The following is a 26,309-nucleotide window of genomic DNA, read 5'->3' as shown; positions in this document are numbered from 1 at the left end:
ATCATGCTCGCGCGGCCTTTCTCATTTCACCGAGACTTCAGCCGGCGTCTTGGCCGCCGGCATGCGGTAGTCGTCGACGCGCCCGACGGGCGCCGGCGTCATCTCGCCCTGCTCGACGAGAAGATCGCGCGGCGATTTCGTCAGCGTCACAGGCGGCGGCCTTGCGCCGAGAAGCTCGGTGCCGCCGTCGAGATTGGGATCGGAGAGACTGATCGGCACGGTGTGTTCGACCGGATTGGTAGGAAGCCCGAGACCGGGCAGGGCACTTTCGTCCAGCCGCACCAGATCCGGGCTTGCCTGGGTGCCGAGAATGCGGCGAGCTGGCTTTTCCACATAGAAGGCAAGTTTGCGGCGGCCCGCCTGCGTGAGATTGATGCCGTCGGATGTACGCAGACGCACCTGCTGGCCGTTCACGTCCGAACCGGTGACGATGAAATTGCTGTTTTCGTCGACGAAGCCATCCCAGATATCGACGAATTCGCCGCCGATGCTTTCGACTTGGTTGCGGTAGAGCTGGTTCATCTGAACGGCGTCGGCCGTCATCTGATCGGATTCGAAGGCGGGCAGCCCGACCCAGAGCAGCGGGATCTTCCGGTCGGTGACCTCTTTGCCGAAGGAAAGGACACGGCGGCGATATTCGGCGAACCAGCCGTCGGTGCGGAATTTTTCCTTGGCGGTGTCGGTCACCATCTGCTGGCGGTCATTGGCGCCGATCATGACGACGATGATGGCCGGCTTCAGCTCGTCGATCATCTTCGGCAGCTGTTCCGGCCAGTCGTAATAATCGTCGCGGACAAGGCCTGAGGAGACATTGCCGCGGGCTTCGACGACGACGCCGGGCGACGTCTCGAAGGCGGCGGTCAGGCCGTCGCCGAGGCCGCTGGCGAGGAAATCGCCGACGATCAGGATTTTCTTGGCGTCGCCGAGCTTCTGCACGACCGGCTCTTCCTGCACTGGCGGCCGCACCGGCGGCGCGGTGCGGGTATTGACCACCGCCTTCTGCGCCGGCGGGCGCTTGCGCTGCTGCTGGCGTCTCGGCTGCGGGGCGTCGGGGGCCTGCGGACTGTCATCGAGATAGCGCCGGCCAAGGAAGAAATCGAGGATCGACCGGCGTTGGTAGCGCTGCTCCTGGGCCTCGGCGACATGCACCGGTGCAAGCGCGCCGATGCATAGCGAAGCCGCCGTCAAGGCGAGCACCAGCCAACGGGTTGGGGGTCGATCCATTTTCTTCATCATGGGCAGTTCCGCATCTGCCGGCATCTTGCACGCAGGGTAGGTCCGCGTCCACTCCCGCTATTCATGTAGGTCACGGTTCCGCCGCTTCCAATCAGCGCTTGCTTTTCGGCATGGCGATAGAACATTTCGTTTTTTTTCGATCACGAAAATGCTCAATCTTTTCGATTTTTCGCAATTCCGAACGCAAAACCGCAGCACACTTCTGCTGGAATTGCTCTAGCGGCGAAGTGCGTTCAGAAGCGGCAGCGAGGGCTCGCCGTCCGGCTGCATGCCAATGCGCTCCTGCACCGCCGATATCGCCGCCTTCGAACCCGAGCCGAAATTGCCGTCGACCTCGCCATTGTAATAGCCGAGGGTCTTGAGGCGGGTCTGCAGCTCGAACTTCTCGGTGATATCAAGGGCGCCGTCCGGGCGCGGCCAGCGCTGCTGCATGCCGCCGTAACCGGCGATCTGATCGGCCAGCAGGCCGACGGCAAGCGCGTAGCTGTCCGAGGCGTTGTAGTTCTTGATGGTGAAGAAGTTGGCGGTCATCAGGAAGCCCGGACCGTTCGGTCCGGCCGGCATTTTCAGCATGGCCTTGGTGCCGCCCTCGCGGAAGGCCTTGCCGTTTGGGCGTTTCAGGCCAAGCTCCGCCCATTGCGCGAGCGTATGGGTCTTACCCACCTGCTTGGCGGCGGCCGCGGGAACGACGACCTCGTAACCCCAGGTCTTGCCGGTATCCCAGCCGTTCTTCATCAGGAGATTGGCCGAGGTCGCCAGCGCATCCGGCACTGAATTCCAGATGTCGCGATGGCCGTTGCCGTCGGCATCGACGGCGTAAAGCAGGTAGCTCGTCGGGATGAACTGCGTGTGGCCCATGGCGCCTGCCCAGGATCCTGTCATCTCACGTGCCGGCACGTCGCCGTTCTGCAGGATCTTCAGCGCGGCAACCAGCTGCTTCTTGGCGAATTTGGCGCGGCTCGGATCGGCATAGGCCAGCGTCGCCAGTGCGCGCGGCACGTAGTGCAGCCGGTCGTCCTTGTCGAGGATCGCGCCGTAATTGGATTCCATCGACCATATGGCGAGCAGAATGGTCTTGTCGACGCCGAAGCGCTGCTCGATCGCGTTCAGCGTCCGGGCATGCTTGGCGGCCATCTCGCGGCCGATCTTGACCGTGTAGGGATTGACGCGCGAATCGATGTAATCCCAGATCTTCGAGGTGAATTCCGGCTGATAGGCGGCTTTTTCGAGCACCGTCGGGTCGGGTTCGCTCACCCCCGAAAAGGCCTTTTGGTAGGTTGCCTTACTGATGCCACTCTGTGCGGCTGTTTGGTAAAAATCCCCGATCCATTTCTGGAACCGGGAATCGGCTTTCGCGTTGTCGGGGACCAGGCCTGCCTGGGCGGCGACAACGAGGGCGAGAGCAAGACCACGAAGGGAGTTTTTGTGATTCTGGATCATCGACAGTCGTATCCGTCATCTTCAGTTTTCGGTGCAGCAGAGGCGTCATGTCCGCCCAGACCCGAGACTACAGGAACGGAGTCAACAAATTCTTTACCATGGCGGCGCGCTCCGGTCACCATTGCAAAACAGTAGCAATTCTATACTAGGTAGAGCGAAAAGGCTCTATTCCAAAGCGATATGACGAAGCAGGAGGCCGATGTGGCTCAGCACAACAAAGTTCGTAAAGCAGTATTTCCGGTGGCCGGGTTGGGGACGCGATTCCTGCCGGCGACAAAGGCTGTTCCGAAGGAAATGTTGACCGTCGTCGACAAGCCGATCATTCAATATGTCGTCGACGAGGCGATCGAGGCCGGGATCGAACATCTGGTTTTCGTCACCGGGCGCAACAAGCACGTCATCGAAGACTATTTCGACATTCATTTCGAGCTGGAGCAGACGCTGCGCGAGCGCGCGAAGAAGGCGGAAATCACCCTTCTCGCCCAGCAATTGCCGAAGGCCGGAACGGTGAGCTTCACCCGCCAGCAGGAGCCGCTCGGCCTCGGTCACGCGGTCTGGTGCGCCCGCGAAATCGTCGGTGACGAACCTTTCGCGCTGCTGCTGCCCGACATGATCATGAAGGGCGACACGGGCTGCATGAAGGGGATGATCGACCTTTACGGCCAGAGCGGCGGCAATATCATCGCCGTTGAGGAATGCGCGCCCGACCAGGCGCATAAATACGGCATCGTCGGCGTCGGTGAGGCGATCGGCGAGGGCTTCCGCATCACCGGCATGGTGGAAAAGCCCGCCAAGGGAACGGCGCCTTCCAACTTCTTCATCAACGGCCGCTACATCCTGCAGCCGGAGATCTTCAAGATCCTCGAAACCCAGGAGCGCGGCGCCGGCAACGAGATCCAGCTCACCGACGGCATGCTGAAGCTGCTGAAGGAACAGGATTTTGCCGGGTACCACTTCCGCGGCACGACCTACGACTGCGGTGCCAAGGATGGCTTCATCCTGGCAAATGTCGCCTACGCCCTCGAGCGCGCCGATATCCGCCCGACCGTCGAAGGCGGCTTCAAGGAATTGCTTGCCGGCCTGAGGTAAGCTTCTTTTCAGCGCATACTTGACAAAGCGCCGCACATCCCACCGGATGTGCGGCGTTTAGCGTTTCAGCTTGAGCCCGACGCCGGCGCGCCATTGCTGGGAATCGTCGCCCTCCTTGCGCGTCGTCAGTTCGTAGCCGAGCGTGCTGGTCAGATCGAGATAGCGGTTGATGTTCCAGGTGAGGCCAGTCGCCGCGGTATAGACGAGCTCGTCGTTGATGGTGCTGTCTGTGGGATAATCGCGCCATACGACGCCGCCGATCATCGTGCCGACCAGATTGTCGCGCAGCTGATGCGTGACCGTCGTCGTCAGCGCGTGCGAGACGTAGCCGCTTTCGCCTGCGGTGGTCGAGGGCTGGATGCTCGTCTGCAGGTCGAGATTGACATCGGTGCCGCGGATCGGCGACCAGAGCAGGCTCGCATCGAGCGTCGCCGTGTCGATCGAGGAGAGCCTGTTATCTTCGAAATCCGCCCTCTCGTAGCCGACGCCGACTTCGCCTTTCAGCTTTTCGCCGAGATCGACCTCGACGCCGGCTTTGGCGCCATAGCTGTGGCCGGAACGCTCGTAGCCGGCGGAATCGCGTGTCTCGTCATAAAGCGTCCGGCCGATATTGGCCTCAAGGAAGGGGATGAGCGCCTGCGACAGCTCGTAGCCGACGCGGCCGCGCAGCGTGCCCGTTGTCTGGTTGCGGTCGCTCAAGGTCACCGTCGTGCCGTTTGCCAGTGTGGCGTCGGAATAGATTGAACGGGTGAGCGCCAGCGCCGTCGTACCGCGCAGGATGCCGAAATCGCGTTGGACGGAGGCCCCGGCCGAAAACTCCTGCACATCGGATTGCTGCGTCGCATTGGCGATCGCGTCAGGGTCGTCCGTATCTTCGCGGTAGAAATTATACCCGGCGGTGAGGTGCGCGACCGTGTCCTGGGGAAGATCCAGCCTCAGATCGCCGTTGATCTTGAAGGAAGGCTGCTCCTCGCCTTCACCACTGATATTCCTCTGCCAGGCGCCCTCCGAGGTGACGCTCAGCTGGTGGCGGCTCCAGTCGGAGGTTAGCGCTGCTGCCGCATCGGTTTCGAGAAAGGCGCGCCGCTGCCTGGTGTCGCCGTCCTTGGTGGTCTCGGTGTTGATGCTCTGGGTGACGCTCGGACGGAGCACGAAAGTGCCGAGCGGAATGCCCGGCGTTTCCGCCGTCGAGGCGCTTTCGGCAGCCCGGCGCCCCGGCAGCGTCTCATCGATCCGCGCTTCACGGGTGTTCAGCCGGCGCATGTTCTCGTCGAGGATGGAGCCGGTAATCTCGTCGCCGGTTTGCGCGTCGGCTATGGCGGGCCGCTGGGCTTCATCCGCAGTCGCGGCCGCGCCGTTTGCCGCAGGCGCGGTGGAAGCATCGGTTTCCTCATCGAAACCGGGGGCTGCATTGTTTGTGGTGCGGGTGTTCGTCGCGCTTGCCGGCTGCTGGGAGGCGGACTGCGCGAAAGCGGGGGTCTGGCCGAGAAGCAGGCAGCCGAATGCAGCAAAAGAGACGGCACGGCTCATGGCGCGGAGCGGCGTCACACTGCTCGTCTGATTTGGGTGGCCCATGCAATTCGCGCCTGACATGCTTTCGGTTCTTACCCAAACGTAAAGCCTCGTGGTTAATCATTCGTTGCCGTAGGCGGGCGCCGTTCACAATTCGGAAAGAAGCCGGGGTGGACTTGGAAAGTGAAAAGGTCTAACGCAGGTCCATGAACAGAAGAGCGATAAAACTGGTCGAAAACGGCGTGCTCGAATCAGCAAAACGCACGATCGAAATCGAAAAACGCGGTCTTGAAGCGCTCGAACAGGCCTTGGACAATGGATTGGCCGGCCCGTTCACCCGCGCAATCGAAGTCATCGGCGATATCTCCGGCCGGGTGATCGTCACCGGCGTCGGCAAGAGCGGCCATATTGGCGCCAAGCTGGCGGCGACCTTCGCTTCGACCGGGACGCCCGCCTTCTTCGTGCATGCGGCCGAAGCCAATCACGGCGATCTCGGCATGATCGCGCGCGACGACGTCGTGCTGGCGATTTCCAAGGGTGGCGAGAGCGCCGAGCTCAAGAGCATCATTTCCTTCACGCGGCGCTTCTCCATTCCGTTGATCGCGCTCACCTGCGGCGAAAGCTCCTCGCTTGCCACTGCCGCCGATATCGTGCTTCTGGTGCCGAATGAGCAGGAAGCCTGCCCCAACGGTCTGGCGCCGACGACCTCGACACTGATGCAGCTTGCGCTTGGCGACGCCTTGGCAGTGGCGCTTCTGGAGGCACGCGGCTTTACCGCCACCGATTTCCACGTCTTCCATCCCGGCGGCAAGCTCGGCGCCAGCCTGACGCATGTCGCCGACATCATGCATACCGGCGAGCGGTTGCCGCTCGTTGCCAAGGGCACGCCGATGCCGGAGGCGATCACCGTGCTGTCGCGCAAGCATTTCGGCTGCGTCGGTGTGCTCGACGAGGAGGGACGGCTCTGCGGCATCGTCACCGAAGGTGATATGGCGCGCAACCTCACCCGCAATCTCGCCGAGCTTGCCGTCGACGACATCATGACTAAGACGCCGAAGACCGTGAAGCCGACGATGCTGGCGACCGCGGCCCTTGCGCTGCTCAATCAGCACAGCATCGGCGCGCTGATCGTCGTCGACGATGATCGGCGGCCGCTCGGGCTGGTGCATTTCCATGACCTGCTGCGGATCGGCGTCGCCTGATCAGCATTGTGTGATCAGATGGGCTCGACCCTGAGGTCGCGGCCGTTGCTCGCCACCACCTTAACCTGCGTCCCAACGGGCAAATCAGGCCCCATCACCTGCCACAGCGTATCATCGAGACGGATGCGGCCGCGGCCTTCGCGGATCGGCTCGTGCAGCGTCGCGGTACGGCCGACGAGGCTTGCGCCGCGCTGATTGAGGAAGGGCTCGTCGGTGGCGGCATTGCGCAGCATCAGCCGGCGGCCGGCAAAGGTCGTGGCGACGGCGAGCAGCGCGAAAAGGATTGCCTGCAGCTCCCAGACCCAGAAGGCGCTGTCCCAGAAGAGCAGCGACAATGCGCCGACGATCAAGGCGGCAAGGCCGATCCACACCAGGAAGAAGCCGGGCACGATCATTTCCGCGGCGAGCAGAACCAGGCCAACAACCCACCAGCTCCACGGACCGAGTTCGGCGATGATCTTCGCCAGCATGGCTTAGCGCTCCGGATCGGGGTTGAAGGGATTGGGGTTCGGCGGATTGATCGGCGGCGTCGAGCGGACCGGGGCGGGACGCGGACGCGGCGGCGGAGGCGGCGGGTTGCCGGCGTCGCCGAAGACCTCGCGGGCAATGGCGCCGATGCCGCCGAGAGAGCTGAGAATAGACGAGGCTTCCATCGGCATCAGCACGATCTTAGAGTTCGGCGCCGAACCGACCGAGGCGAGTGCTTCGGTGTATTTCTGCGCGACGAAGTAGTTGATCGCCTGAACGTCGCCGGCGGCAATCGCCTCGGAGACCATCCTCGTCGCCTTGGCTTCGGCCTCGGCTAGCCGCTCGCGGGCTTCGGCGTTTCGGAAGGCGGCTTCGCGCTGGCCTTCGGCCTGCAGGATGGCGGATTGTTTGGCGCCCTCGGCTCTCAGGATCTGTGCATTGCGCGCGCCTTCGGCTTCCAAGACCTGCGCGCGTTTTTCGCGCTCGGCCTTCATCTGGCGGGCCATGGCATCGACGAGGTCACGCGGCGGCTGGATGTCCTTGATTTCGACGCGGGTGACCTTGATGCCCCAGGGCTGCACGGCCTCGTCGACGACGCGCAGCAGCCGGTCGTTGATCGCATCGCGGTTGGAAAGCAGTTCGTCGAGATCCATCGAGCCCATGACCGAGCGGATATTGGTCATGGTGAGGTTGAGAATGGCGTTTTCGAGGTTGGAGACCTGGTAGGCGGACTGGGCAGCGTTCAGCACTTGATAAAAGGCGACGGCATCGGCCGAAACCGAGGCATTGTCCTTGGTAATCACTTCCTGGGTCGGCACGTTCAGCACCTGCTCCATCACGTTTAACCGGGCGCCGACGCGCTCGATGAAGGGGGTGATGAGGTTGAGGCCCGGCTCCAGCGTGCGGGTATAGCGACCGAAGCGCTCGATCGTGTAGCGGTAGCCCTGCGGCACCGTCTTGATCCCGGCGAAGAGGACCAGGATGACGAAGATGACCAGCACGATCACGACGATATCGAAACCGCCCAACAGCATGAAAAATCCCTCCCATCGGCGCATGCGCGCACACACTCATGTGGTGAGTTAGCATGTTCTTTGCGAGGAAGAAATGACCCGCGGATGCACCACCTCCGAGGGAAATAGAATGTGGGGTCTCGGCAGGATTCATCCGGGCCACCCGTCGGATGCGGGTCCGCGAAGGTCTCTCAGACCCAGCCCTGCAATTCGCGTCGGACGACCTTTTCCAGCACCTTCATGCCGTCTTCACTGTCGTTGAGGCAGGGAATGTGGGCAAACTTCTCGCCGCCGTTCTCGTGGAAGGAATGCGCGGCCTGTTCGGCGATCTCCTCGAGCGTTTCCAGACAGTCGGAGACGAAGCCGGGATTGATGACGGCGATGCGCTTGACGCCGTCGCGGGCGAGCTTCTCCACCGTTTTGTCCGTATAGGGTTGCAGCCATTCCTCCGGCCCGAAGCGAGACTGGAAGGTGACCATGAAGTTTTCCTGAGTGAGGCCCAGGCGCTCGCGCAGCAGCCGGCCGGTCTTCTGGCACTGACAGTAATAGGGGTCACCCTGCTTGAAATAGGACATCGGAATGCCGTGGAAGGAGGCGATCAGCATGTCCGGCTTCCAGTCGAGCGACGAAAGATGCTTTTCGACGGATTGGGCGAGCGCGTCGATATAGGTCTCGTCGTCATGATAATCTGGCACGGTGCGCAGCGCCGGCTGCCAGCGCATCGAAAGCAGCTTGTGGAAGGCCTTGTCGTTGACGGTCGCGGTCGTTGCCGCCGCATATTGCGGATAGAGCGGGAAGAGCACGATGCGGTCGCAGCCTTCTTGCTTCAGCGCCTCGATGCGTGAGGCGATCGACGGCGTGCCGTAGCGCATCGCCCAGTCGACCTTGACGTTATCAAGATCCTTCAGCCGTTCGGCCATCAGTTCCGACTGATTGCGGGTATAGGTACGGAGAAAACTTTCGTTTTTCTCCTTGTTCCAGATCAGCTCGTAGGCCCTCCCGACCTTCTGCGGGCGCCTGTTGAGCACGATGCCGAACAGGATCGGATACCACTTCCAGCGCGACCATTCGATGACGCGGCGATCGGTCAGGAACTCCCTGAGATAGCGGCGCATCGAGGTGTAGTCGGTTCCATCGGGCGTGCCGAGATTGACCAGCAGGACGCCGACTTTGCCTGACTTGACGGCCGGATGATCCGCCGGACGGAGTGAAATATCTGCTGTCATTCTGGCCCCAACACTCATTGTCTCGTCGGCTCATACGCAGCCGGGAGATCATGGTTCACCCTATAGAAAGAAAAGCCGGCCCGGGAAACCCCGGGCCGGCCGATGACATCGAGACAAATCGTCTTACTTGGCGGGAACCTGGATCTCCTTGCCGACCGTCAGGTGATGCGGGTTCGGCTTGCCGTTGGCTTCCGAAAGCTTCCGCCACAGCGTACCGTCGCCATAGAAGGTCACGGCGAGATCCCAGAAGGTGTCGCCCGCGGCGATCACATGGGTCGATGGCGTCGTTGCTGCCGGCGCGGAAGCTGCCGGCGCCGGTTCAGTGCCCGGCGCGGGTGCGGCCGGTGCTGCCGGAGCAGGCTCGGTGGCTGGGGCGGGTGCCGACGGCGCGGCAGGAGCAGGCTCGGCGGTTGGCGCCGGCGTTGCCGGAGCCGCGGGGGCGGGAGCAGGTTGGCTGGTTGGCGCCGGTGCTGCGGCCGGTGCCTGTGCGACAGTTGCGCCGATTTCGGTAACGCGGCCATCGGTATAGGGCTTATAGGGCGAGTGGGCAGCCAGATATTCGGCGGTCACGTCGGCGAGATCCGGGCCGAAATCATAGGCGTTCTTGCCGTCCTTGAAGATCGAATAGCCGTCACCGCCAGCCCGCATGAAGTTGTTGGTGGCGAGCTTGTAGGTCTTGGCTTGGTCGATCGGAGCGAAACTGTCGCCGTCCTTCACCTGGACATCGCTGACGCGGCTGCCTACCGGCTTGGACTGGTCAAACGAGAATTTCAGGCCGGCGACCTGCGGAAAGCGGCCGGCGCCCTGATCAATCTGGCTGACGCCGTTTTCGAGCGCCTTGACGATGTCGGCGCCGGTGGCCTCGAACGTGGCGAGCGTGTTCTGGAAAGGCAGGACGGTGATGACCTCGCCCTGGGTAACGTCGCCGCCGTCGATCGACGCACGCAGGCCGCCGCCGTTCTGAACGGCGATGGTGACGCCCTGGTTCTTCGTACGGTCGAGCATGGCGTCGGCCACCAGATTGCCCATCGAGCATTCCTTGACGCGGCAGACCTTGCGGTCGCCCTCGATCGGGCCTTCGGAGGAGCCGATCACCTTTTTGCGCAATTCCTCGATCGGTTTTGCGAGTTCGGTGACACGGGCGACGACGGCCGGATCGGGCGTGAAGGACGCGTCGATCAGGATCGGGTCGCCCTTGGCATCCTTGACGACGCCGTTATCGTCGAAATTGACGACGACATCACCGAGATATTTGCTGTAGGAGGCGGCCTGGACGACCGGCACCTTGTAGCCGCCGGGATTGTCGACCATCGTCGGGTATGGGCCTTCGGCCTTCGGATCGGTGTTGGACAGCAGGCTGTGGGAATGGCCGCCAACGACGACATCGACATCCGGAATCTTGGCGATGAAAGCGAGGTCGCGGGGATAACCGACATGGGTCAGCGCAATGATCTTGTTGACGCCCTGGCCCTTCAGATCCTGGACGGCTGAAGTGATGGTCTGAACGTCATCGTCGATCGTGACGTTCGGGCCGGGCGACGACAGCTCCGGCGTATCGTTGGTGACGGCGCCGACGATGCCGATCTTCTGGCCGCCGACATCGAGCACCAGTGACGGCTTGATGCGGTCGCCGAGCTTGGAGGCAGCCGTCGCCTTGACGTTCGCCGTCACGACGGGGAATTGCACCTTGTCGAGGAAGGTGGCAAGCCCGTCTTCGCTATCGTCGAATTCATGATTGCCGACGGTCATGGCGTCGAACTTCATCATGTTCAGGAATTCGGCTTCGGCTGCGCCCTTATAGGTGGTGTAGAAGAGCGAACCCTGGAAATTGTCGCCGGCATTCAGCAGAAGGACATTCTTGCCCGATAGCGCCTGGCGGCGCTGGTCGATCGCGGTCTTCAGGCGGGCAGCACCGCCGAAGCATTCCTTCTTGCCTTCCTCTTCGGCCGAGCAGGTGGAATCGAACTTGTTGATCGATTCGATGCGGGAATGGAAATCGTTGATATGAAGAATATTGAGTTCGTAATCCGCAAAGGCGGCACCCGCGCTCAGCGCCAGCATGGACGCGGTCAAAAGACCGAAGCTGAAAGACTTCGTCATCCCTGTTCTCCTGATTGAGGCGAAAGATCCCCCTCGCCGATCCCTTCCATAGTCCGCCGGGCCGGTACCCGGCATGCCGATGTTCCATGACACGACATATGACTGCAAGGGAAAGCTGGGCCAGACGGCACTCTTTCCAAGAGGGACGGGACAAAAAAGCCGGCTGCTATTCCCGGCATTCGCCGCCGACGTTGTTTCGGTGGAGTTCGTGCATAGCGGCGACAATGTTCGGAACCGCGGAGAGTGCTGTGATCAGGCAGAGAAGGGAAACGAGGCGATGAAAGCGCCGCCCGGCTCGATAGAGAAGGAGTGCACCGACCCCATAGATCAGCACGACCGGCAGGGCGAAGATCAACACCTGCAGCGCTCCATCGCAATCGGGAGCATCGATGCCCTGGGCGCGATAGACATTGGACGGCAAAACGACGGCCAACGCGGCAAGCGGCATTGCGAGCAGCAGGATGAGGTAACCGGCACCGGCCCGCATAGTGTGCTTTCGGCCTACCGCCTCACCCTTCAGCCGCGGCGGGAAAGGGTGAACTGGGACCCCGTTGCGGTGGTGCAATTAAGCTGGCTTGGGCCAATGAGGGCGCAATTGACGAGAGAGCTTGTCTTTTTCACATTCGAATAAAGGTTAATCTGAATAATTTGATCAGCTCCGACCGTATAGGTGCCCGATGCCATCTGCGTGTTTGTTCCATCACTTGTACGCGTTACAAACTGCCCACCTGTGAAGGTGGAGGTTAAGCCATTGGCATCCGTCCATTCGCCCTCGACAGAATTCGTAACGGGTGGGGCGACTGCAATCGCCCTCTGTCGCGGCTCCGGTGAAACGCAGGCGGCAAGAGCAACCGCGGCACCGACAAGAACGAGACCAGTTCTGATTTTCATAAGGCTTCTCCCGGCGATTCGGCGAGGCGGTCGCCCGCCAAGTTCGGGCAAAACATGGCGTGCGCCCGCCATGATGGCAAGGCTCGGCGCGGCGGAGAGGCCATTTATACAGCCAGCGTTACAAAAATGCCCGCCTTGCGGCGGGCATCATGGAGCTTATGCTGAGCACTCTCAGCGAACGAGAATGTTGCGGAACTGCCAAGGATCCTTGGTGTCGATGTCCTCGGGGAAGAGGCCTGGACGGCCGTCGAGCGGAGTCCAGTCGGTGTAATGGCCTTCGACCGGGCCGAGATACGGCATCTGCACTTCGAGGCAGCGCTTGTAGTCGATCTCGTCGGCTTCGACGATGCCGACCGTCGGGTTTTCCAGCGCCCAGACCATGCCGGCGAGAACAGCAGAGGTCACCTGCAGGCCGGTGGCGTTCTGATAGGGCGCGATGCGACGGGTTTCTTCGAGCGACAGTCGCGAGCCATACCAGTAGGCGTTCTTCTCATGGCCGTAGAGCAGCACGCCGAGTTCGTCGATGCCGTCCTCCAGTTCGTCCTCGTCGAGAACGTGATGGACCGGCTGCGGCGTACCGCCATTGCCGAACATCTCGTGCAGCGAGAGCACGGCGTCGTTGGCCGGATGATAGGCATAGTGGCAGGTGGGGCGGAAGGTCACTTCGCCGTCCTTGTCGCGGACCGTGAAATAATCGGCGATAGAGATCGACTCGTTATGGGTGACAAGGAATCCATATTGTGGGCCGGGCGTCGGGCACCAGGTGCGCACGCGGGTGTTGGCACCGGGCTGTTCCAGGTAGATCGCCGCCTTGTTGCCCTTCTTGTGCTTCTTGGCGTTCTTCGGCATCCATTCTTCGTGCGTGCCCCAGCCGAGTTCGGCCGGCTGCATGCCTTCCGAGATGAAACCTTCGACGGACCAGGTGTTCCAGAAGACGTTAAGCGGCTTCGGATGCTTGGTGCGCTGGGTGTCGCGCTCGGCGATGTGGACCCCCTTGACGCCGAGCTTCTTCATCAGCTTGGCCCAGCCTTCGCGATCGTGCTGGTCCGGCTCGTCGAACTTGAGGCCGATGTCATTGGCGAGGTTGACGAGCGCCTGCTTGACGAACCAGGAGACCATGCCCGGATTGGCGCCGCAGGTGGAGACGGCGGTGGCGCCGCCCGGGTTCTTCGCCTTTTCCTTGCGCACGGTTTCGCGCAGCGCATAGTTGGTGCGGTCGGCGTTGCTCATGCCCTTGTCGAAATAGAAGCCGAGCCAGGGCTCGACGACGGTGTCGATGTAGAGAACGTCGAGCTTGCGGCAGAGCTTGATGATGTCGAGCGAAGAGGTGTCAACCGAGAGGTTGACGCAGAAGCCCTGGCCTTCACCTTCCGTCAGGAGCGGCTTCAGCAGGTCCTTGTAATTGTCCTTGGTGACATATTCCTTGATGTGACGGACGCCGTGCTTCTTCAGGATCTCCATGTCCGAGGGCTCTTCACGCGGGTCGATGACGACCATCCGGCTCTTGTCGAATTTGAAGTGGCGCTCGATCAGCGGCAGGGTGCCGCGGCCGATGGAGCCAAAGCCGATCATCACGATCGGACCGGTAATTTCGGCATATACCGGGTGGTTCTTGTCCGTCATTCTTTTCTCCTGTGGAAGGGGACGAAGGCGATCAGCCCTGAAGAATTCTTTTGAAATTGCCGCAGAAATTGCGAGGTGACCGGCTCTAACCACAAAACGCCGTCACAATAAAGAGCGTAGACCGGGAAAGGTCAAATATCGGGCGGGTGAGACCGGCAGGCGACGGATCGTCCGCCCCGCCTCTGCAAAATCAGCGTTTCAGGATTTCCAGCCCTTCGACCGTCGTCGTCATGGCAAGCTCGATGATGTCATATTCGGCGACGCCATGGACGGTGAAGGGATCGGCGGCGACATAGGCCTGGATCGCGGCGCGCTCGCCGATTGCGAGGATTACGCCGCCGGTGCGCGGCACCTTGCGGCCGGAGGCGAGGAACCAGCCCTTGGCATAACCCTCTTTCACCCACGCCATGTGCGGTTCCATGTGCTTGTCGGCCTCGTCATTGGATTTGCGATAGGTGAGGGAGAGAATGAACATGATCAGGTCCTGACGAGATTGGCGCGGATCAGCCCGCGCAGCGAGTTGCCGACGTAAAGCGTGCCTGTATCGAGATCGGCAAGTGTGAGTCGGCCGACACGCGCCTTGCGCGCGCAAATCAGCTCGGTGCGCAGCACGCCGGCAAGCAGGCCGCAGGAGATCGGCGGAGTGCGCAGCAAACCGGTCCCGTCATCGAGAAAGACGGAGGTAATGGTGCCCTCGCAGACCTCGCCGCGCTCGTTCAACAAAATGACTTCATCGGCCTCATCGGGTGCATATTCGGCGCGCGCCGTCTCGTAGACGGCACGCCGCGTGGTCTTGTGGCGCAGCAGCCTGTCGGTGGAATCGAGGCGGGTCTCGGCGATGCGGATCGTCCAGGCCGTCTCCGGCGCGAGCGGGACGAAAGCCGCGCTCGTTACCTCGATGCGGCCCTGCGCATCGAAGGTCAGTCGGATGCGCCGCGGACCGGCAGAACCTGCAACGGCGTCCTCGAGCTTGGCGGCCGCCTCGATCGGCGGCGGGAAGCCAAGGCGACGGGCGGAACGGGAAAGCCGGGCGAGATGCAGGCGCAGGCGGATGAAACCGCCGCGGGGCTGCCAGCGCAGCGTCTCGATCAGCGAAAAATCGGTCATCGTGTGATCCATTGATCACCGACGGCGAAGCGGGCCTTGAGCAGACATTCCTCATATTCGGCCTCGGCGGTCGAATCGAAGACGATGCCGCCGCCGACGTTGAAGATGGCCCTGCCGCGCTCAAAAAGCGTGATGGTGCGGATCGCGACGGAAAAACGCATGGCGCCGCTCGGCGAGATCATGCCGATCGCGCCGCAATAGGCATCGCGGGGAGCGTCCTCCAGCGCGTGGAGGATTTCCATCGCCCGCATCTTCGGCGCGCCGGTTATCGAGCCGCAAGGAAAGAGGGCGGAGAAGATGTCGCGGAGCGAAAGGCCGGGACGCAGCCTTGCCTGCACATGGCTGACCATCTGGTGGACGGTCGGATAGGTCTCGACATCGAAGAGCTTCGGGACATCGAGCGTGCCGACCTCGCTGATGCGGGAGATATCGTTGCGCAGGAGATCGACGATCATGCGGTTTTCGGCCTGCGTCTTGATATCGTTGCGCATGGCCTCGATGATGCCGGCATCCTCGGCGGCGGTGGCGCCGCGTTTGGCCGTGCCTTTCATCGGATGGGTCTCGATCCAGCCTTGCTCATCGGTGCGGAAGAACAATTCGGGCGAGCGCGACAGGATGACGGGGCCGCCGAGATTGACCAGCGCGCCGTATTTGACCGGCTGGCGTTCGATCAGCGACCAGAAGGCAGCGCGCGGATCGCCGTTCCAGCGAGCCTCCACCGGCATGGTGAGGTTCGCCTGGTAGGCGGCGCCGAGCCTGAGATGCTCGTGAAGCCGGTCGAAACGCTCTTTATATGTAGGGAAATCCCAGGCGGCTTTCGGGCGGTTAAGGAATTCCTCGTTTTCGAGACGCTGTTTCGGCTTGGCAAGCGGGTGTGTGTCCGGCTGGGGCGCGTCGAAAACGCCGAAAAGGAGAAGCGGTGCTTCGCGGTTTTCATCGGCGAAGGAGGCGAGTTTTTCTTCGAAGAGATATCCGGCTTCGTAGGCCATGTAACCGGCAAGCCATTTGCCTGCGGCCTTGGCCTCTTCCATTCTGATAAGGCCGGCAAAGAATTCGGTGCGCGTTCGCGCAACGATGATCTCGGCCGGTTCGGCGAACAGCATCACCTGGCCGGTCGTATCGTCGCGGAAGAGGATATAGGGTTGATCGGACACGCAACGCTTTCAGTTGTTCTGCTCCCCATGGCTCGGATGCGATCGGGAGCGTCAGATATTTTCTCTCTTCTTCCCTCGGGGAGAAGATGCCCCATGGGCAGATGAGGGGGTGGAGCGAAACGACGTCCTGAGCGTATGCGAAGGAGAGCGGCTACCGTGTAGCCCCCCTCATCCGCCTGCCGGCACCTTCTCCCCGAGGGGAGAAGGGACTCGCTCTCTTACGCCTTATCCAAAGCTTCCAATTCGTCGATCAGCCCTTCAATCATCGACAGGCCATGGCTCCAGAACGACGGATCGGTGGCGTCGAGGCCGAAAGGTTTCAGCAGTTCGGAATGATGCTTGGTGCCGCCGGCCTTCAGCAGCTCGAAATACTTCTCCTGGAAACCCTTCTCGGCCTTCTGGTAGACGGCATAGAGCGAATTCACCAGGCAGTCGCCGAAGGCATAGGCGTAGACGTAGAATGGCGAGTGGATGAAGTGAGGGATATAGGCCCAATAGGTCTCGTAGCCCTCGGAAATGCTGATCGCCGGCCCGAGGCTTTCCGACTGGACGGAGAGCCAGAGTTCGCCGATGTCGTCGGCGGTCAGTTCACCTGATTTGCGGGCGGTGTGCAGCTTGCGCTCGAATTCGTAGAAGGCGATCTGGCGCACGACCGTGTTGATCATGTCCTCGACCTTCTGGGCCAGCATCGCTTTGCGCTCGCGTCTGTCGGTAGTCTTTTCGAGAAGTGCGCGGAAGGTCAGCATCTCGCCGAAGACGGAGGCGGTTTCGGCAAGCGTCAGCGGCGTCTGGCACATCAGCGCCCCTTGCGCGCCGGCGAGAACCTGGTGCACGCCGTGCCCGAGTTCATGGGCAAGCGTCATCACGTCACGTGGCTTGCCCATATAGTTGACGAGCACATAGGGATGGGCCGAGGGAACCGTCGGATGGGCGAAGGCGCCGGGCGCCTTGCCGGGACGGACCGGAGCATCGATCCATTGCTCGTCGAAGAAGCGCCTGGCGATATCAGCCATCTCGGGGGCGAAGTTGCCATAGGCCGACAGCACCGTGTCCTTTGCGTCGGACCAGGAGATGACGGCGCTGGAGGTTTCCGGAAGCGGCGCGTTGCGATCCCAGAAGTTCATTTGCTCCATGCCGAGCCATTTCGCCTTCATCTTATAATAGCGGTGCGAAAGGCGGGGATAGGCTTCCCGGACGGCGGCGGCGAGCGCATCGACGACCACGCGCTCGACACGGTTTGCAAGGTGCCTGGAGTCGGCAATGTCCTCGAAGCCGCGCCAGCGGTCGGAGATATCCTTGTCCTTGGCAAGCGTGTTGGTGATCAGCGTGAAGATGCGGATATTGGCCTTGAAGGTCTCAGCGAGCGCCATCGCGGCCTTGCGGCGCACCTCCGGATCCTTCTCCTGCAACATGTTCAAGGCAACCTCGAGCGGCACCTTCGCGCCATCGATTTCGTAGCGAAGTTCCGCCATGGTTTCGTCGAACAGGCGATTGAACGCGGCGGCCGATGTCATCGACTTTTCGAGGAAGAGCTGCTCCAGCCTGTCGTCGAGCTGATAGGGCTTGTCTTTCCTGAGGTCGATCAGCCAGGGGCGATAATGGCCGGCATCGGGGTCGTTGGCGATGCAGGCGTCGATGACCGCGTCGTCGATGCGGTTCAGCTCCAGCGCGAAGAACAGGAGATGGCCTGAGAATTCGGTGATCTTGGCCTGCACGTCGCCGTAGAGCTTGCCGTTGGTCGGGTTTGTGGTGTCGGAGAAATAAGTGAGGCCGGCGAAGGAGCCGAGACGGCCCATGATGTCGTCAAGCGCCTCATATTCCTTCAGCGCCGCGCCGATGCCCTCAGCGCCGGCTTTCGTCGCGGCGTCGGCGAGTTTGCCCTTCCACCTTTGCTCGAAGGCGATCGCGGCCTTGCCGGCCTTTTCCATGTCGGCAACGAAGGCGGTCGACGTGGCGGAGGGATAAAGATCCTGCAGCTTCCAGACCGGCAGATCGCCGAGCGCCGGATCGGCAGGCCCCGCCGGCGCTGCAGGCGACAAATGAAGGCTGGCGTGCGGGAGCTTGATTTTCATAAACGCAATTCCTCTCCACTTTATAACAGGTCTGTTTGAATAAGCGTGAGCAGGCGCCGCATCAAGGGCCTTTCGGCCCATCAACAGCCTCGCTTCGGCACGAAAAACGGCCGTCGCAATCGTTAAAATGCAATTGTTTCTCAAAACTGGATGTTCAAGCCTTTCTGCCAGAGTGCCCTCCATGGTTTCGCATGAAGTGAGGCGACAATGACCGGTTACAATGAGCTCAAGGGAGCAGGGCAAATCCTCGTGGTCGAGGACGACCCGGTGCAGCGCCGCCTGCTCAAAAACGCAATCGAGCGTCACGGCCATGTCGTGCACCAGGCGGAAAACGGCCGGATCGGCCTTGAAATGGTCAAACGCGACAGCGGCCTTTTCAACGTCATCGTGCTCGACCTGATGATGCCCGAGATGACCGGCCTCGAATTCCTCGACGCGCTTCACGAATTCGGCACGCAGATCCCGGTCATCGTGCAGACGGGTCAAGGCGGCATCGAGACCGTCGTGCAGGCGATGCGCGCCGGCGCCTTCGATTTCGTCGTCAAGCCGGTTTCGCCCGAACGGATCGCCACGTCGATCTCCAATGCGATGAAGCTCGACCAGCGCGAGGTGAAGGCACGGGCCGGACGCCGGTCGCGTTCAGGCTCCGTCGGCTTCGACGACATCGTATCGGCCAGCCCGGCGATGCTCCGCGTCATCGACCTCGCCCAGCGAGCGGCGCAATCCAACATTCCCGTCGTGCTCGAAGGCGAATCAGGCGTCGGCAAGGAACTGGTGGCGCGCGCCATCCAGTCCGGCGGCGAGCGCTCGAACAAGCCGTTCGTCACCGTCAATTGCGGGGCGATCCCGCACAATCTCGTGGAGAGCATCCTCTTCGGCCATGAGAAGGGCGCCTTCACCGGCGCGACCGAACGTCACATCGGCAAGTTCATGGAGGCCGACGGCGGCACCATCTTCCTCGACGAGATCGGCGACCTGCCGCTCGAAGTGCAGGTGAAGCTGCTGCGCGCGGTGCAGCAGGGCGAGATCGAGACCGTCGGTGCGCGCACGGCCCACAAGGTCAATGTCCGGCTGATCTCGGCAACCAACAAGGACCTGATCGAAGAAGTCAAGAACGGTCATTTCCGCGAAGATCTTTACTATCGCCTCAACGTCTTCCCGATCACCATCCCGGCGTTGCGCAAGCGCAAGGAAGACATTCCGCACCTGGTGCGCGTCTTTGCCGACCGCTTCTCCAGCGAGCAGAAGAACGGCCGCCGCATGACGGTGAACTCAGGCGCGTTGGCGCTGCTGACCGCCTACGACTGGCCGGGCAATATCCGCCAGCTCGAAAACGCGATCTTCCGCGCGGTTGTTCTCGCCGAGGGGCCCGAGCTGACCGAGGCGGACTTCCCGCAGATCGCCGCCCAGCTTCCGGAATATGAAGTGGTGGATCACCTGGCGCTCGTCGCCGACAATACCGGCCTCGACGCGGACGAGGCATATAGCGAAGAATACCGGGCGCCGCCTGAGGTTCACCATCACCGCCTGTCCGAGGCCTCCGATAATGCAATCGCCAGCGTCAACCCCTCAGGCGACGTGCGCAAGCTTGCCGATGTCGAGGAGGAACTCATCCGATTCGCGCTCAAATTCTATCGCGGACAGATGAGTCAAGTGGCGCGCAAGCTTGGCATCGGACGATCCACACTTTATCGCAAGCTCAAAGATTACGGCATAGACCCCGATAATCCCCAGAAAGATGCGGCTTAAGCCCTATTTATTAAGACTCAGGCAACCACGATTTGTTACTGATCATAAACCACTTGTTAGTGGCTCGTTCACTATGTAAAGAAAAGGTTGATCATGTGTGGCATTTTTGCCATCGTGTGACCGCATTTGACAGTCATCTGAGACAGTACGGGACATTGTCTGTCTGACGGGGATCGAGTTGCCGAATCTGAATGGGATTTCCAAGCCTTCGCGCTTGAGCTGGCGTTCTTTGTGCGCCGACATCTGCGGAAAGGCAGTGAGGACGGCGGCGGCCGCCCTTCTTGCGCTTGCGGTTTCCTCGCCGGTATTCGTCAGTACGCCTTCCGAGGCCGCGGGCGAAACCCGCAGCCTCAAGCTCTATTTCATCCATACCGGCGAAAAGGCGGTCATCACCTACAAGCGTAACGGCAAGTTCGATCCCAAGGGTCTGGAGCAGCTGAACCGCTTCCTCCGTGACTGGCGCAAGAACCAGCCGACGAAGATGGATCCGCGCCTGTTCGACCTGATCTGGGAAGTCTATCGCCAGAGCGGTTCACGGGACTACATCAATGTTGTCTGCGGCTTCCGCTCGCCGGCGACCAACGAGATGCTGCGCGGGCGCTCGCGCAATTCCGGCGTCGCCGAAAAGAGCCAGCACATGCTCGGCAAGGCGATGGATTTCTTCATTCCTGATGTCAAGCTCGCAACCTTGCGCGGCATCGGCATGAAGATGCAGGTCGGCGGCGTCGGCTTCTATCCGAAATCCGGCTCGCCCTTCGTGCACATGGATGTCGGCGGTGTTCGCGCCTGGCCGCGCATGAGCCGCGACGAGCTCGTCCGGCTGTTCCCGAACGGTAATACCATCCATATTCCGGCCGACGGTAAGCCGCTGCCGGGCTATCAGCAGGCGATGGCCGACTACAAGCGCCGCGTCAGCGGCACGCAGATCGAGATCGCCAGCGCTTCCGAATCGGCGCCGAAGCACAAGACGCTGTTTGCGGCGCTCTTCGGCGGCGGCGCGGACGAGCAGGAAGACGATACCGACGATTCGGCCCCGGTCGCCGTCGCCAAGGCCACGCCGCCGAAGGCCGAGCCTGCCCCTGCCGAGCCGCAACAGACTGAGGTCGCCGATGTCAACGCGCCGGTGCCGCAGGTTCGTCCGGCATTCAGCAACCAGCCGGCCGGTAGCGAAGTGGCAAGCGCCCTGGTGGCGCCGCCTTCGGGTAATGCCGCGCAGCAGGCCCTGGCCGCGCTCCCGGTCGATCAGGCCCAGCCGCAGCAATTCGCTGATCTCAGCGCCTACAGTATCCCGGTCCCCTCGCTTCTTGGTCAGCGCCGCGCGCCCGGCGATGCCGAAGTTGCTTCGACCGACCCCGCCATGCTGAGCGGAATGCCGGTTCCGACGCCGGTTGAACGTCCTGCTCTGGCCGAAAAGCTTCTCGCTGCGGCCGATGCCGATCCGGAAGCAGAGGCCGACGAGGCCGATCAGGACGGCGGACTGTCTCCTGCCGTTGCCGATGCTCTCGACCAGCAGAACAAGGGTGACGAAAATCAGGTCGCTGCGCACGCTCCCGAGATGACGGTTGAGCAGGCGATCAACGCCGCGATGCCGCAACAGCCGCCTGCCCAGAAGCCGTCGCTTCAGCTCGCAGCCCTGGCGCCAGTCACGAAGTCGGCAAGCTTCGGCGACGCCTTCGACGAACCGGCTGCCGAAAACGCCGTGGCACCGGCTGTTCCCAGCAAGGGTGGCCGCCCGACGCATAAGGAGGCCGCTGCGGCCGACGCCAGCCGCGCGACGGTGCGTACCGAGCCGAAGCTAACGCAGAAGATGATTTCGCAGTGGGCGCTGACCAATGCCCGCCTCGAAATGGCCTCCAAGCAGGTCAAGGCGCCGCGCTTCGTCAGCCAGACGATGCGTGCCCAGCCGACCGCCGTCTATGCCGAAGGCTTCAACGTCAAGACCGCCTCAGTCGATCCGGCCCGCTTCAGCGGTACGGCCGTCAACTTCATGGAAGTGCGCAAGTTCAATACGAACTGAGCGTGCCGATCATCGAAGTATCGGAAGCTGCCGATGCGATCGGCAGCCGCCAACCAATTGCAGATTCCCTAGACGCAACGGGGCTCGTCTCGCTCGGGCAGGCACATTGCGACCATTATCCTTGCCGAAACTATCCTCCTGAAGCATTCTGCAGGCTCTATCCGCTCGAAGATCGAAGGGAGAGAATGTCGTGACAGAGGGTGCTTTGCCAGCCGCGTCGATGATTAGACGCGCGCGCCGATCTGATGCCGAAGCCTTGTCCGACTTCGCGGTACGACTATTCCGCGACACCTACAGCGGCGACACAGCAGCGTCCGATCTCGAATCCTATATCGACGAGCATTTCAGCACGGAACGCCAGGCTGCCGAGATCGACGATCCTTCAGCCGCCGTTTTTGTCGCGATGGTCGATAATCTGATCATTGGGTATGCGCATGTCGTCGTGCGCTTGGCCGATGAACGCTCTGCTCTTCTCAAGCGAATTTATGTCGATGCCGGGTGGAGGGGACGCGGATTGGCCAGCGGTCTTCTCGACGCCGTTGTCGGCGAGGCCGGGGAGCGCGGCGTTAGACACTTGGAGTTGACGGTGTTCGAACGGAATAATCGAGCTTTGGCATTCTACAGGCGGGTTGGATTTGCTGCGATCGGCAGCACGACATTTATGGTTGGCGAGGACCCCCAGACCGACGTCGTGATGCAATTGGACTTGGTCGGACGGCTTAACGGCGGATTAGCCTGAGAAAAAAAGCCGCCGGATCGCTCCAGCGGCTTGTCGGCATCGGTGATTCCAGTCGGATCAGCCTTCCGGCGGGGACTCGATCATGCCGAGCGCGTGCAGGTAGGTGTCGAGGATCGCTTCCTCTTCCATGCGCTCCTGCTCGTCCTTTTTGCGCAGCGCCACGACCTTCTTCAGGATCTTGGTGTCGAAGCCCATTCCCTTGGCTTCGCCATAGACGTCCTTGATGTCGTCGGCGATGGTCTTCTTTTCTTCTTCCAGCCGTTCAATGCGCTCGATGAAAGCGCGAAGCTGGTCGCGGGCGACGCCATGAGCATCAGACATCGTGTTCTCCTGATTGGGATGATAGTTTTGGATGCCCGTGACTGCCGCGAAGCGGCGCGAGGGTCAAGCCTATTCGCCGCGTGATGGGCTATTTGTGCGGGTTGTTCAGTTCAAAAGCGGCCTTTTGCACAGGCGAGGCCTCGTTCTGGTGGAGATTTTTCCAGTCCTCGTAAGCCATGCCGTAGACCATTTCGCGCGATTCGTCCTTCGTCATCGCAACGCCCTCGGCTTCGGCCGCTTCGCGGTACCAGTTCGACAGGCAGTTGCGGCAGAAGCCGGCGAGATTCATCAAATCGATGTTCTGCACGTCGCTGCGCTTCTGAAGATGCGCGACGAGGCGGCGGAAGGCGGCGGCTTCGAATTCGGTCTGCTGTTCTTTGTTGAGCGCGGTCATCTCGCTTTCCTTCCTTCATAGGGACCGGTACGCGACAGATGGACGTCGTATTCGTGCAGGGCAGGATCGGCGTTCATCGCCGCAAAGATCGGCGCCAGGCGTTCGGCCCATGCAGCAATTCCGGTCTCGTCTGTGATCAGATCCTGGCGCACTTCGAGCAGCGCGTGCGGGATGCCGGTCATCATGCAGTGGCGGTACATGGTATCGCCCTTCAGGGCGCCGTCATAGGGCTCGTTGTCGCCAACGACGAGATCCGGATCGGCGCGCAGCATGTCGAGCAGCGGGCCGACGGCGCGCCGGTCGCTGTCCCAGAGGACTGCGGCATGCCAGGGGCGGGGAATTCCTTTCCACGCCGGCGTGAAGGAATGCAGCGACAGGACCAGCGGCGCCCGGCCTGTGGCGTTCGCAACCCTATCGATCGTTGCTGCCACGGCATGGTGATAGGGGCGATGGAAGGTCTCGATGCGATACTCCCATTCCTGCGCTGTGATCGGATGATTGCCCGGGATGACGGCGCCGTCGGAAATCTTCATGATCAGTGTCGGGTCATCTTCACCGCGGTTCGGGTCGATCAGCAGGCGCGAGAAGCCGCCAAGCACTGCGGGCACGCCGAGTCTCGCCGAAAGCTGCCGTGTCAGGCCCTCGATGCCGATGTCATAGGCGATGTGTCGGGCAAAGGCGGCATCGGGCAGGCCGAGCCGGCCATATCGCGCGGGCAGGCGGTTCATCGCGTGATCGGCGAGGATCACCATGCCTTTGTCATGTTTGCCGGATAGGATTTCGAAGGATTGGAAGTCGTCCATGAAGGAATTGCCATTCGTCATTGCGCGGTCGGGCTCAGTGATCGCATGTGGCTGCCGACGGTTCAAGCACTACAGGCGGCAGGAACGGAGATGACCCTTGACGTACAGTTTATGAAAGGAAATATAATCGATTAGCATCGCGTTGACTTTCGCATGACGGCGGCGCAAGAAGACACGGATATGAATAACCGTGGAGCTATTTGGGAGCCGTGTTGATTCAAGCCGCGCCAAGTTTCCTCACGCGGTCCGGACCGCTGGTCCGACTCGCTCTGTTCGCTCTTGCAGCCTTTATGCCGTTCTTCATCGCAGATGCCGCACGCGCCGATTTTCGCGTCTGCAACGGAACACAGAATCTCGTCGGCGTCGCGATCGGGTACCGGGCCAAGGATGGCTGGGTGACGGAAGGCTGGTGGCAAGTGCCGGCAACAACCTGCGCCACGCTGATCGAGGGAGAACTGCAGTCGCGTTATTATTACCTCTACGCAGAGGACGCCGCCCGGGGAGGACGATGGACGGGGGACGTGCAGATGTGCGTGGCGGAAAACGAGTTCAAGATCTCGGGCGTGCAGGATTGTTATGCCCGCGGTTACCAGAAGATGGGATTCAAGGAATACGACACGGGCCGCCAGGGCAGCTGGATGGTCCAACTCTCCGACACCCCAGGGACGCAAGAAAGCCAGAATTGATGAAGCGTAATCGCAAAATTAAAATCCTCGCCACCCTCGGGCCCGCCTCCGCCGAGGAATCGATGATCGAGAAGCTGCACCAGGCCGGTGCCGACGTCTTCCGCATCAATATGAGCCATGCGAGCCACGACCTGATGCGCACGCTGATCCAACGCATTCGCTCGGTCGAAGCCCGCTCCGGGCGGCCGATCGGCATTTTGGCCGACCTGCAGGGGCCGAAACTGCGTGTCGGCAAGTTCGTCGACAGCAAGGTCGACCTGAAGCCCGGCCAGACCTTCACGCTCGACAATAATGAAGCGCTCGGCGATCAGACCCGCGTCTATCTGCCGCATCCGGAGATTCTGGAATCGGTGCAGCCCGGCCATCGCCTGCTGATCGACGACGGCAAGCTGGCGCTGCGCGCCGAAAAATGCGACGGCAAGAGCATCGTCACTACCGTTATTTCGGGCACGCGCATCTCCGACCGCAAGGGCGTCAGCCTTCCCGACACGCTGCTCGGCGTCGGGGCTCTGACGGATAAGGACCGCGCCGACCTCGACGCCGTGCTGGCCACCGACGATGTCGACTGGGTGGCGCTGTCCTTCGTCCAGCGTCCCGACGACCTTGCCGAAGTGCGCAAGATCGCCCGCGGCCGCGTCGGCCTGATGTCGAAGATCGAAAAACCGCAGGCTCTCGAGCGCATCGAGGAAATCATCGAGCTGTCCGATGCCCTGATGGTCGCCCGAGGCGATCTCGGCGTCGAAATGCCGCTCGAGTCGGTTCCCGGCATCCAGAAGCAGCTGATCCGCGCCTGCCGCCGTTCGGGCAAGCCGGTGGTCGTCGCCACGCAGATGCTGGAATCGATGATCTCGGCGCCGGTGCCGACGCGCGCCGAAGTGTCTGACGTCGCGACCGCCGTCTTCGAAGGCGCCGACGCCGTCATGCTCTCGGCCGAATCGGCTTCCGGCGACTATCCGGTCGAAGCCGTCTCGACCATGGCGTCGATTGCCACTGCGATCGAGCGCGAGCCGCATTATCCCGGCATCATCTATGCGCAGCGTGCTCAGCCGGAAGCGACCGGCGCCGATGCGATCTCGCTCGCCGCTCGCCAGATCGCCGAGACGCTGAAACTGTCGGCGATCGTCTGCTATACCTCCTCGGGTACGACAGGCCTTCGCGCCTCGCGCGAGCGTCCGCAGGTGCCGATCCTGGCGCTGTCGCCGATCATCAAGACGGCGCGCCGGCTTGCCATCGTCTGGGGCCTGCATTGCGTCGTCACCCATGACGCCACCGATCTCGACGACATGGTCAACCGCGCCTGCCGCATCGTCGCCGATGAAGGCTTCGGCAAGCCCGGCGACCGCATCATCATTTCGGCCGGCGTGCCGCTCGGCACGCCCGGCGCCACCAACATGATCCGCATTGCCTATATCGGTTCCGACGGCCAGAGCGGCATCTGATCCGACGCATCCCTACAAGAGCCCGCTG

The 26,309-nt window shown here is 61.8% G+C and carries 24 protein-coding genes; 7 read left to right on the top strand and 17 right to left on the bottom strand.

Annotated elements, in window-relative coordinates:
- Window positions 1-21: 21 nt before the first annotated feature.
- Both AMC88_RS18395 and AMC88_RS18390 read right to left on the bottom strand, forming a co-directional pair.
- On the bottom strand, window positions 22-1,260 hold the full coding sequence (locus AMC88_RS18395; RefSeq protein ID WP_012485191.1) for an SGNH/GDSL hydrolase family protein: 1,239 nt from the start codon (window positions 1,258-1,260) through the stop codon (window positions 22-24).
- Window positions 1,261-1,452: 192 nt separating this feature from the next.
- Window positions 1,453-2,676, bottom strand: coding sequence for a lytic murein transglycosylase (locus AMC88_RS18390; protein WP_004677794.1), 1,224 nt, complete (start codon window positions 2,674-2,676; stop codon window positions 1,453-1,455).
- 201 nt (window positions 2,677-2,877) lie between these two features.
- On the opposite strand from AMC88_RS18390, the gene galU reads away from it, so the two are divergent.
- On the top strand, window positions 2,878-3,765 hold the full coding sequence (gene galU / locus AMC88_RS18385; protein WP_041683936.1) for a UTP--glucose-1-phosphate uridylyltransferase GalU: 888 nt from the start codon (window positions 2,878-2,880) through the stop codon (window positions 3,763-3,765).
- 57 nt (window positions 3,766-3,822) lie between these two features.
- On the opposite strand, the gene AMC88_RS18380 is transcribed toward galU, so the two are convergent.
- Window positions 3,823-5,340: an outer membrane beta-barrel protein gene (locus tag AMC88_RS18380; RefSeq protein WP_012485189.1), complete on the bottom strand. Its 1,518-nt coding sequence runs from the start codon at window positions 5,338-5,340 to the stop codon at window positions 3,823-3,825.
- A 143-nt stretch (window positions 5,341-5,483) separates the two neighbouring features.
- On the opposite strand from AMC88_RS18380, the gene AMC88_RS18375 reads away from it, so the two are divergent.
- Window positions 5,484-6,479 carry a KpsF/GutQ family sugar-phosphate isomerase gene (locus AMC88_RS18375; RefSeq protein ID WP_012485188.1) on the top strand — a complete coding sequence of 332 codons (996 nt, stop codon included), beginning with the start codon at window positions 5,484-5,486 and terminating at the stop codon, window positions 6,477-6,479.
- A gap of 14 nt (window positions 6,480-6,493) precedes the next feature.
- Here the strand turns inward: AMC88_RS18375 and AMC88_RS18370 are convergent, their stop codons facing one another.
- The 11 genes from AMC88_RS18370 to AMC88_RS18320 all read right to left on the bottom strand — a co-directional run bounded on the left by AMC88_RS18370 (window position 6,494) and on the right by AMC88_RS18320 (window position 18,133).
- Window positions 6,494-6,949 (bottom strand): NfeD family protein, encoded by a 456-nt coding sequence (locus AMC88_RS18370; RefSeq protein ID WP_010018737.1) that lies wholly within the window; start codon window positions 6,947-6,949, stop codon window positions 6,494-6,496.
- A gap of 3 nt (window positions 6,950-6,952) precedes the next feature.
- Complete coding sequence (locus tag AMC88_RS18365) at window positions 6,953-7,981, bottom strand: SPFH domain-containing protein (RefSeq protein WP_012485187.1); 1,029 nt, start codon at window positions 7,979-7,981, stop codon at window positions 6,953-6,955.
- Between the two features lie 170 nt (window positions 7,982-8,151).
- Entirely contained in the window at window positions 8,152-9,186 is a 1,035-nt protein-coding gene (gene hemH / locus AMC88_RS18360) for a ferrochelatase (protein ID WP_012485186.1), read from the bottom strand.
- 123 nt (window positions 9,187-9,309) lie between these two features.
- Window positions 9,310-11,286, bottom strand: coding sequence for a bifunctional metallophosphatase/5'-nucleotidase (locus tag AMC88_RS18355; RefSeq protein ID WP_064825635.1), 1,977 nt, complete (start codon window positions 11,284-11,286; stop codon window positions 9,310-9,312).
- 166 nt (window positions 11,287-11,452) lie between these two features.
- Window positions 11,453-11,773 carry a hypothetical protein gene (locus tag AMC88_RS18350; RefSeq protein WP_012485184.1) on the bottom strand — a complete coding sequence of 107 codons (321 nt, stop codon included), beginning with the start codon at window positions 11,771-11,773 and terminating at the stop codon, window positions 11,453-11,455.
- Window positions 11,774-11,802: 29 nt separating this feature from the next.
- Window positions 11,803-12,177: an outer membrane lipoprotein Omp10 gene (gene omp10, locus AMC88_RS18345; RefSeq protein ID WP_004676087.1), complete on the bottom strand. Its 375-nt coding sequence runs from the start codon at window positions 12,175-12,177 to the stop codon at window positions 11,803-11,805.
- Window positions 12,178-12,348: 171 nt separating this feature from the next.
- The gene (locus AMC88_RS18340) at window positions 12,349-13,800 is read right to left on the bottom strand and encodes a homospermidine synthase (RefSeq protein WP_012485182.1); all 1,452 of its coding nucleotides are present in this window, start codon (window positions 13,798-13,800) and stop codon (window positions 12,349-12,351) included.
- Between the two features lie 190 nt (window positions 13,801-13,990).
- The gene (locus tag AMC88_RS18335; protein WP_012485181.1) at window positions 13,991-14,275 is read right to left on the bottom strand and encodes a YciI family protein; all 285 of its coding nucleotides are present in this window, start codon (window positions 14,273-14,275) and stop codon (window positions 13,991-13,993) included.
- A gap of 2 nt (window positions 14,276-14,277) precedes the next feature.
- The gene (locus AMC88_RS18330) at window positions 14,278-14,907 is read right to left on the bottom strand and encodes an aminotransferase class IV family protein (protein ID WP_029532198.1); all 630 of its coding nucleotides are present in this window, start codon (window positions 14,905-14,907) and stop codon (window positions 14,278-14,280) included.
- A complete protein-coding gene (locus tag AMC88_RS18325) occupies window positions 14,904-16,010 on the bottom strand; it encodes an aminodeoxychorismate synthase component I (protein ID WP_418314104.1) in 1,107 nt (368 codons plus the stop codon). The genes AMC88_RS18330 and AMC88_RS18325 overlap by 4 nt, the downstream gene beginning before the upstream one ends.
- 269 nt (window positions 16,011-16,279) lie before the next feature.
- Window positions 16,280-18,133, bottom strand: a complete 1,854-nt coding sequence (locus AMC88_RS18320; protein ID WP_012485178.1) for a M3 family oligoendopeptidase — start codon at window positions 18,131-18,133, stop codon at window positions 16,280-16,282.
- A 207-nt stretch (window positions 18,134-18,340) separates the two neighbouring features.
- On the opposite strand from AMC88_RS18320, the gene AMC88_RS18315 reads away from it, so the two are divergent.
- From AMC88_RS18315 to AMC88_RS18305, 3 genes are all read left to right on the top strand, one after another.
- Window positions 18,341-19,882 (top strand): sigma-54-dependent transcriptional regulator, encoded by a 1,542-nt coding sequence (locus AMC88_RS18315; protein ID WP_004679332.1) that lies wholly within the window; start codon window positions 18,341-18,343, stop codon window positions 19,880-19,882.
- Window positions 19,883-20,060: 178 nt separating this feature from the next.
- On the top strand, window positions 20,061-21,899 hold the full coding sequence (locus AMC88_RS18310; RefSeq protein WP_012485177.1) for a peptidoglycan L,D-endopeptidase MepK: 1,839 nt from the start codon (window positions 20,061-20,063) through the stop codon (window positions 21,897-21,899).
- 190 nt (window positions 21,900-22,089) lie between these two features.
- Window positions 22,090-22,638, top strand: a complete 549-nt coding sequence (locus AMC88_RS18305; protein WP_237353152.1) for a GNAT family N-acetyltransferase — start codon at window positions 22,090-22,092, stop codon at window positions 22,636-22,638.
- A 57-nt stretch (window positions 22,639-22,695) separates the two neighbouring features.
- Here AMC88_RS18305 and AMC88_RS18300 read toward each other — a convergent pair whose 3' ends face one another.
- The 3 genes from AMC88_RS18300 to AMC88_RS18290 all read right to left on the bottom strand — a co-directional run bounded on the left by AMC88_RS18300 (window position 22,696) and on the right by AMC88_RS18290 (window position 24,156).
- Window positions 22,696-22,959 carry a DUF2312 domain-containing protein gene (locus tag AMC88_RS18300; RefSeq protein ID WP_003585771.1) on the bottom strand — a complete coding sequence of 88 codons (264 nt, stop codon included), beginning with the start codon at window positions 22,957-22,959 and terminating at the stop codon, window positions 22,696-22,698.
- Between the two features lie 88 nt (window positions 22,960-23,047).
- Complete coding sequence (locus AMC88_RS18295; RefSeq protein ID WP_012485174.1) at window positions 23,048-23,353, bottom strand: DUF1244 domain-containing protein; 306 nt, start codon at window positions 23,351-23,353, stop codon at window positions 23,048-23,050.
- Window positions 23,350-24,156 (bottom strand): N-formylglutamate amidohydrolase, encoded by an 807-nt coding sequence (locus AMC88_RS18290; RefSeq protein ID WP_012485173.1) that lies wholly within the window; start codon window positions 24,154-24,156, stop codon window positions 23,350-23,352. The genes AMC88_RS18295 and AMC88_RS18290 overlap by 4 nt, the downstream gene beginning before the upstream one ends.
- Window positions 24,157-24,356: 200 nt before the next feature.
- Here AMC88_RS18290 and AMC88_RS18285 point away from each other — a divergent pair, with 200 nt between their 5' ends.
- Window positions 24,357-24,842 carry a DUF1036 domain-containing protein gene (locus tag AMC88_RS18285; RefSeq protein WP_012485172.1) on the top strand — a complete coding sequence of 162 codons (486 nt, stop codon included), beginning with the start codon at window positions 24,357-24,359 and terminating at the stop codon, window positions 24,840-24,842.
- Complete coding sequence (gene pyk, locus AMC88_RS18280; RefSeq protein WP_012485171.1) at window positions 24,842-26,281, top strand: pyruvate kinase; 1,440 nt, start codon at window positions 24,842-24,844, stop codon at window positions 26,279-26,281. The genes AMC88_RS18285 and pyk overlap by 1 nt, the downstream gene beginning before the upstream one ends.
- Window positions 26,282-26,309 lie beyond the last annotated feature (28 nt).

This window comes from Rhizobium phaseoli (genome assembly GCF_001664385.1).
GTDB classification, from domain to species: Bacteria; Pseudomonadota; Alphaproteobacteria; order Rhizobiales; family Rhizobiaceae; genus Rhizobium; species Rhizobium phaseoli.
This window is presented reverse-complemented; position numbering and strand designations above follow the sequence as displayed.

Bases quoted from the DNA above. Each gene is read 5' to 3' on its own strand.
- AMC88_RS18375 (WP_012485188.1), top strand. From the start codon at position 5,484: ATGAACAGAAGAGCGATAAAACTGGTCGAAAACGGCGTGCTCGAATCA.
- AMC88_RS18370 (WP_010018737.1), bottom strand. From the start codon at position 6,949: ATGCTGGCGAAGATCATCGCCGAACTCGGTCCGTGGAGCTGGTGGGTT.
- AMC88_RS18300 (WP_003585771.1), bottom strand. From the start codon at position 22,959: ATGTCTGATGCTCATGGCGTCGCCCGCGACCAGCTTCGCGCTTTCATC.
- AMC88_RS18380 (WP_012485189.1), bottom strand. From the start codon at position 5,340: ATGGGCCACCCAAATCAGACGAGCAGTGTGACGCCGCTCCGCGCCATG.
- AMC88_RS18335 (WP_012485181.1), bottom strand. From the start codon at position 14,275: ATGTTCATTCTCTCCCTCACCTATCGCAAATCCAATGACGAGGCCGAC.
- pyk (WP_012485171.1), top strand. From the start codon at position 24,842: ATGAAGCGTAATCGCAAAATTAAAATCCTCGCCACCCTCGGGCCCGCC.
- AMC88_RS18350 (WP_012485184.1), bottom strand. From the start codon at position 11,773: ATGCGGGCCGGTGCCGGTTACCTCATCCTGCTGCTCGCAATGCCGCTT.
- AMC88_RS18320 (WP_012485178.1), bottom strand. From the start codon at position 18,133: ATGAAAATCAAGCTCCCGCACGCCAGCCTTCATTTGTCGCCTGCAGCG.
- AMC88_RS18395 (WP_012485191.1), bottom strand. From the start codon at position 1,260: ATGCCGGCAGATGCGGAACTGCCCATGATGAAGAAAATGGATCGACCC.
- AMC88_RS18330 (WP_029532198.1), bottom strand. From the start codon at position 14,907: ATGACCGATTTTTCGCTGATCGAGACGCTGCGCTGGCAGCCCCGCGGC.
- AMC88_RS18290 (WP_012485173.1), bottom strand. From the start codon at position 24,156: ATGGACGACTTCCAATCCTTCGAAATCCTATCCGGCAAACATGACAAA.
- AMC88_RS18340 (WP_012485182.1), bottom strand. From the start codon at position 13,800: ATGACGGACAAGAACCACCCGGTATATGCCGAAATTACCGGTCCGATC.
- AMC88_RS18325 (WP_418314104.1), bottom strand. From the start codon at position 16,010: ATGCTGTTCGCCGAACCGGCCGAGATCATCGTTGCGCGAACGCGCACC.
- AMC88_RS18390 (WP_004677794.1), bottom strand. From the start codon at position 2,676: ATGATCCAGAATCACAAAAACTCCCTTCGTGGTCTTGCTCTCGCCCTC.
- AMC88_RS18315 (WP_004679332.1), top strand. From the start codon at position 18,341: ATGACCGGTTACAATGAGCTCAAGGGAGCAGGGCAAATCCTCGTGGTC.
- omp10 (WP_004676087.1), bottom strand. From the start codon at position 12,177: ATGAAAATCAGAACTGGTCTCGTTCTTGTCGGTGCCGCGGTTGCTCTT.
- AMC88_RS18295 (WP_012485174.1), bottom strand. From the start codon at position 23,353: ATGACCGCGCTCAACAAAGAACAGCAGACCGAATTCGAAGCCGCCGCC.
- AMC88_RS18355 (WP_064825635.1), bottom strand. From the start codon at position 11,286: ATGACGAAGTCTTTCAGCTTCGGTCTTTTGACCGCGTCCATGCTGGCG.
- AMC88_RS18365 (WP_012485187.1), bottom strand. From the start codon at position 7,981: ATGCTGTTGGGCGGTTTCGATATCGTCGTGATCGTGCTGGTCATCTTC.
- hemH (WP_012485186.1), bottom strand. From the start codon at position 9,186: ATGACAGCAGATATTTCACTCCGTCCGGCGGATCATCCGGCCGTCAAG.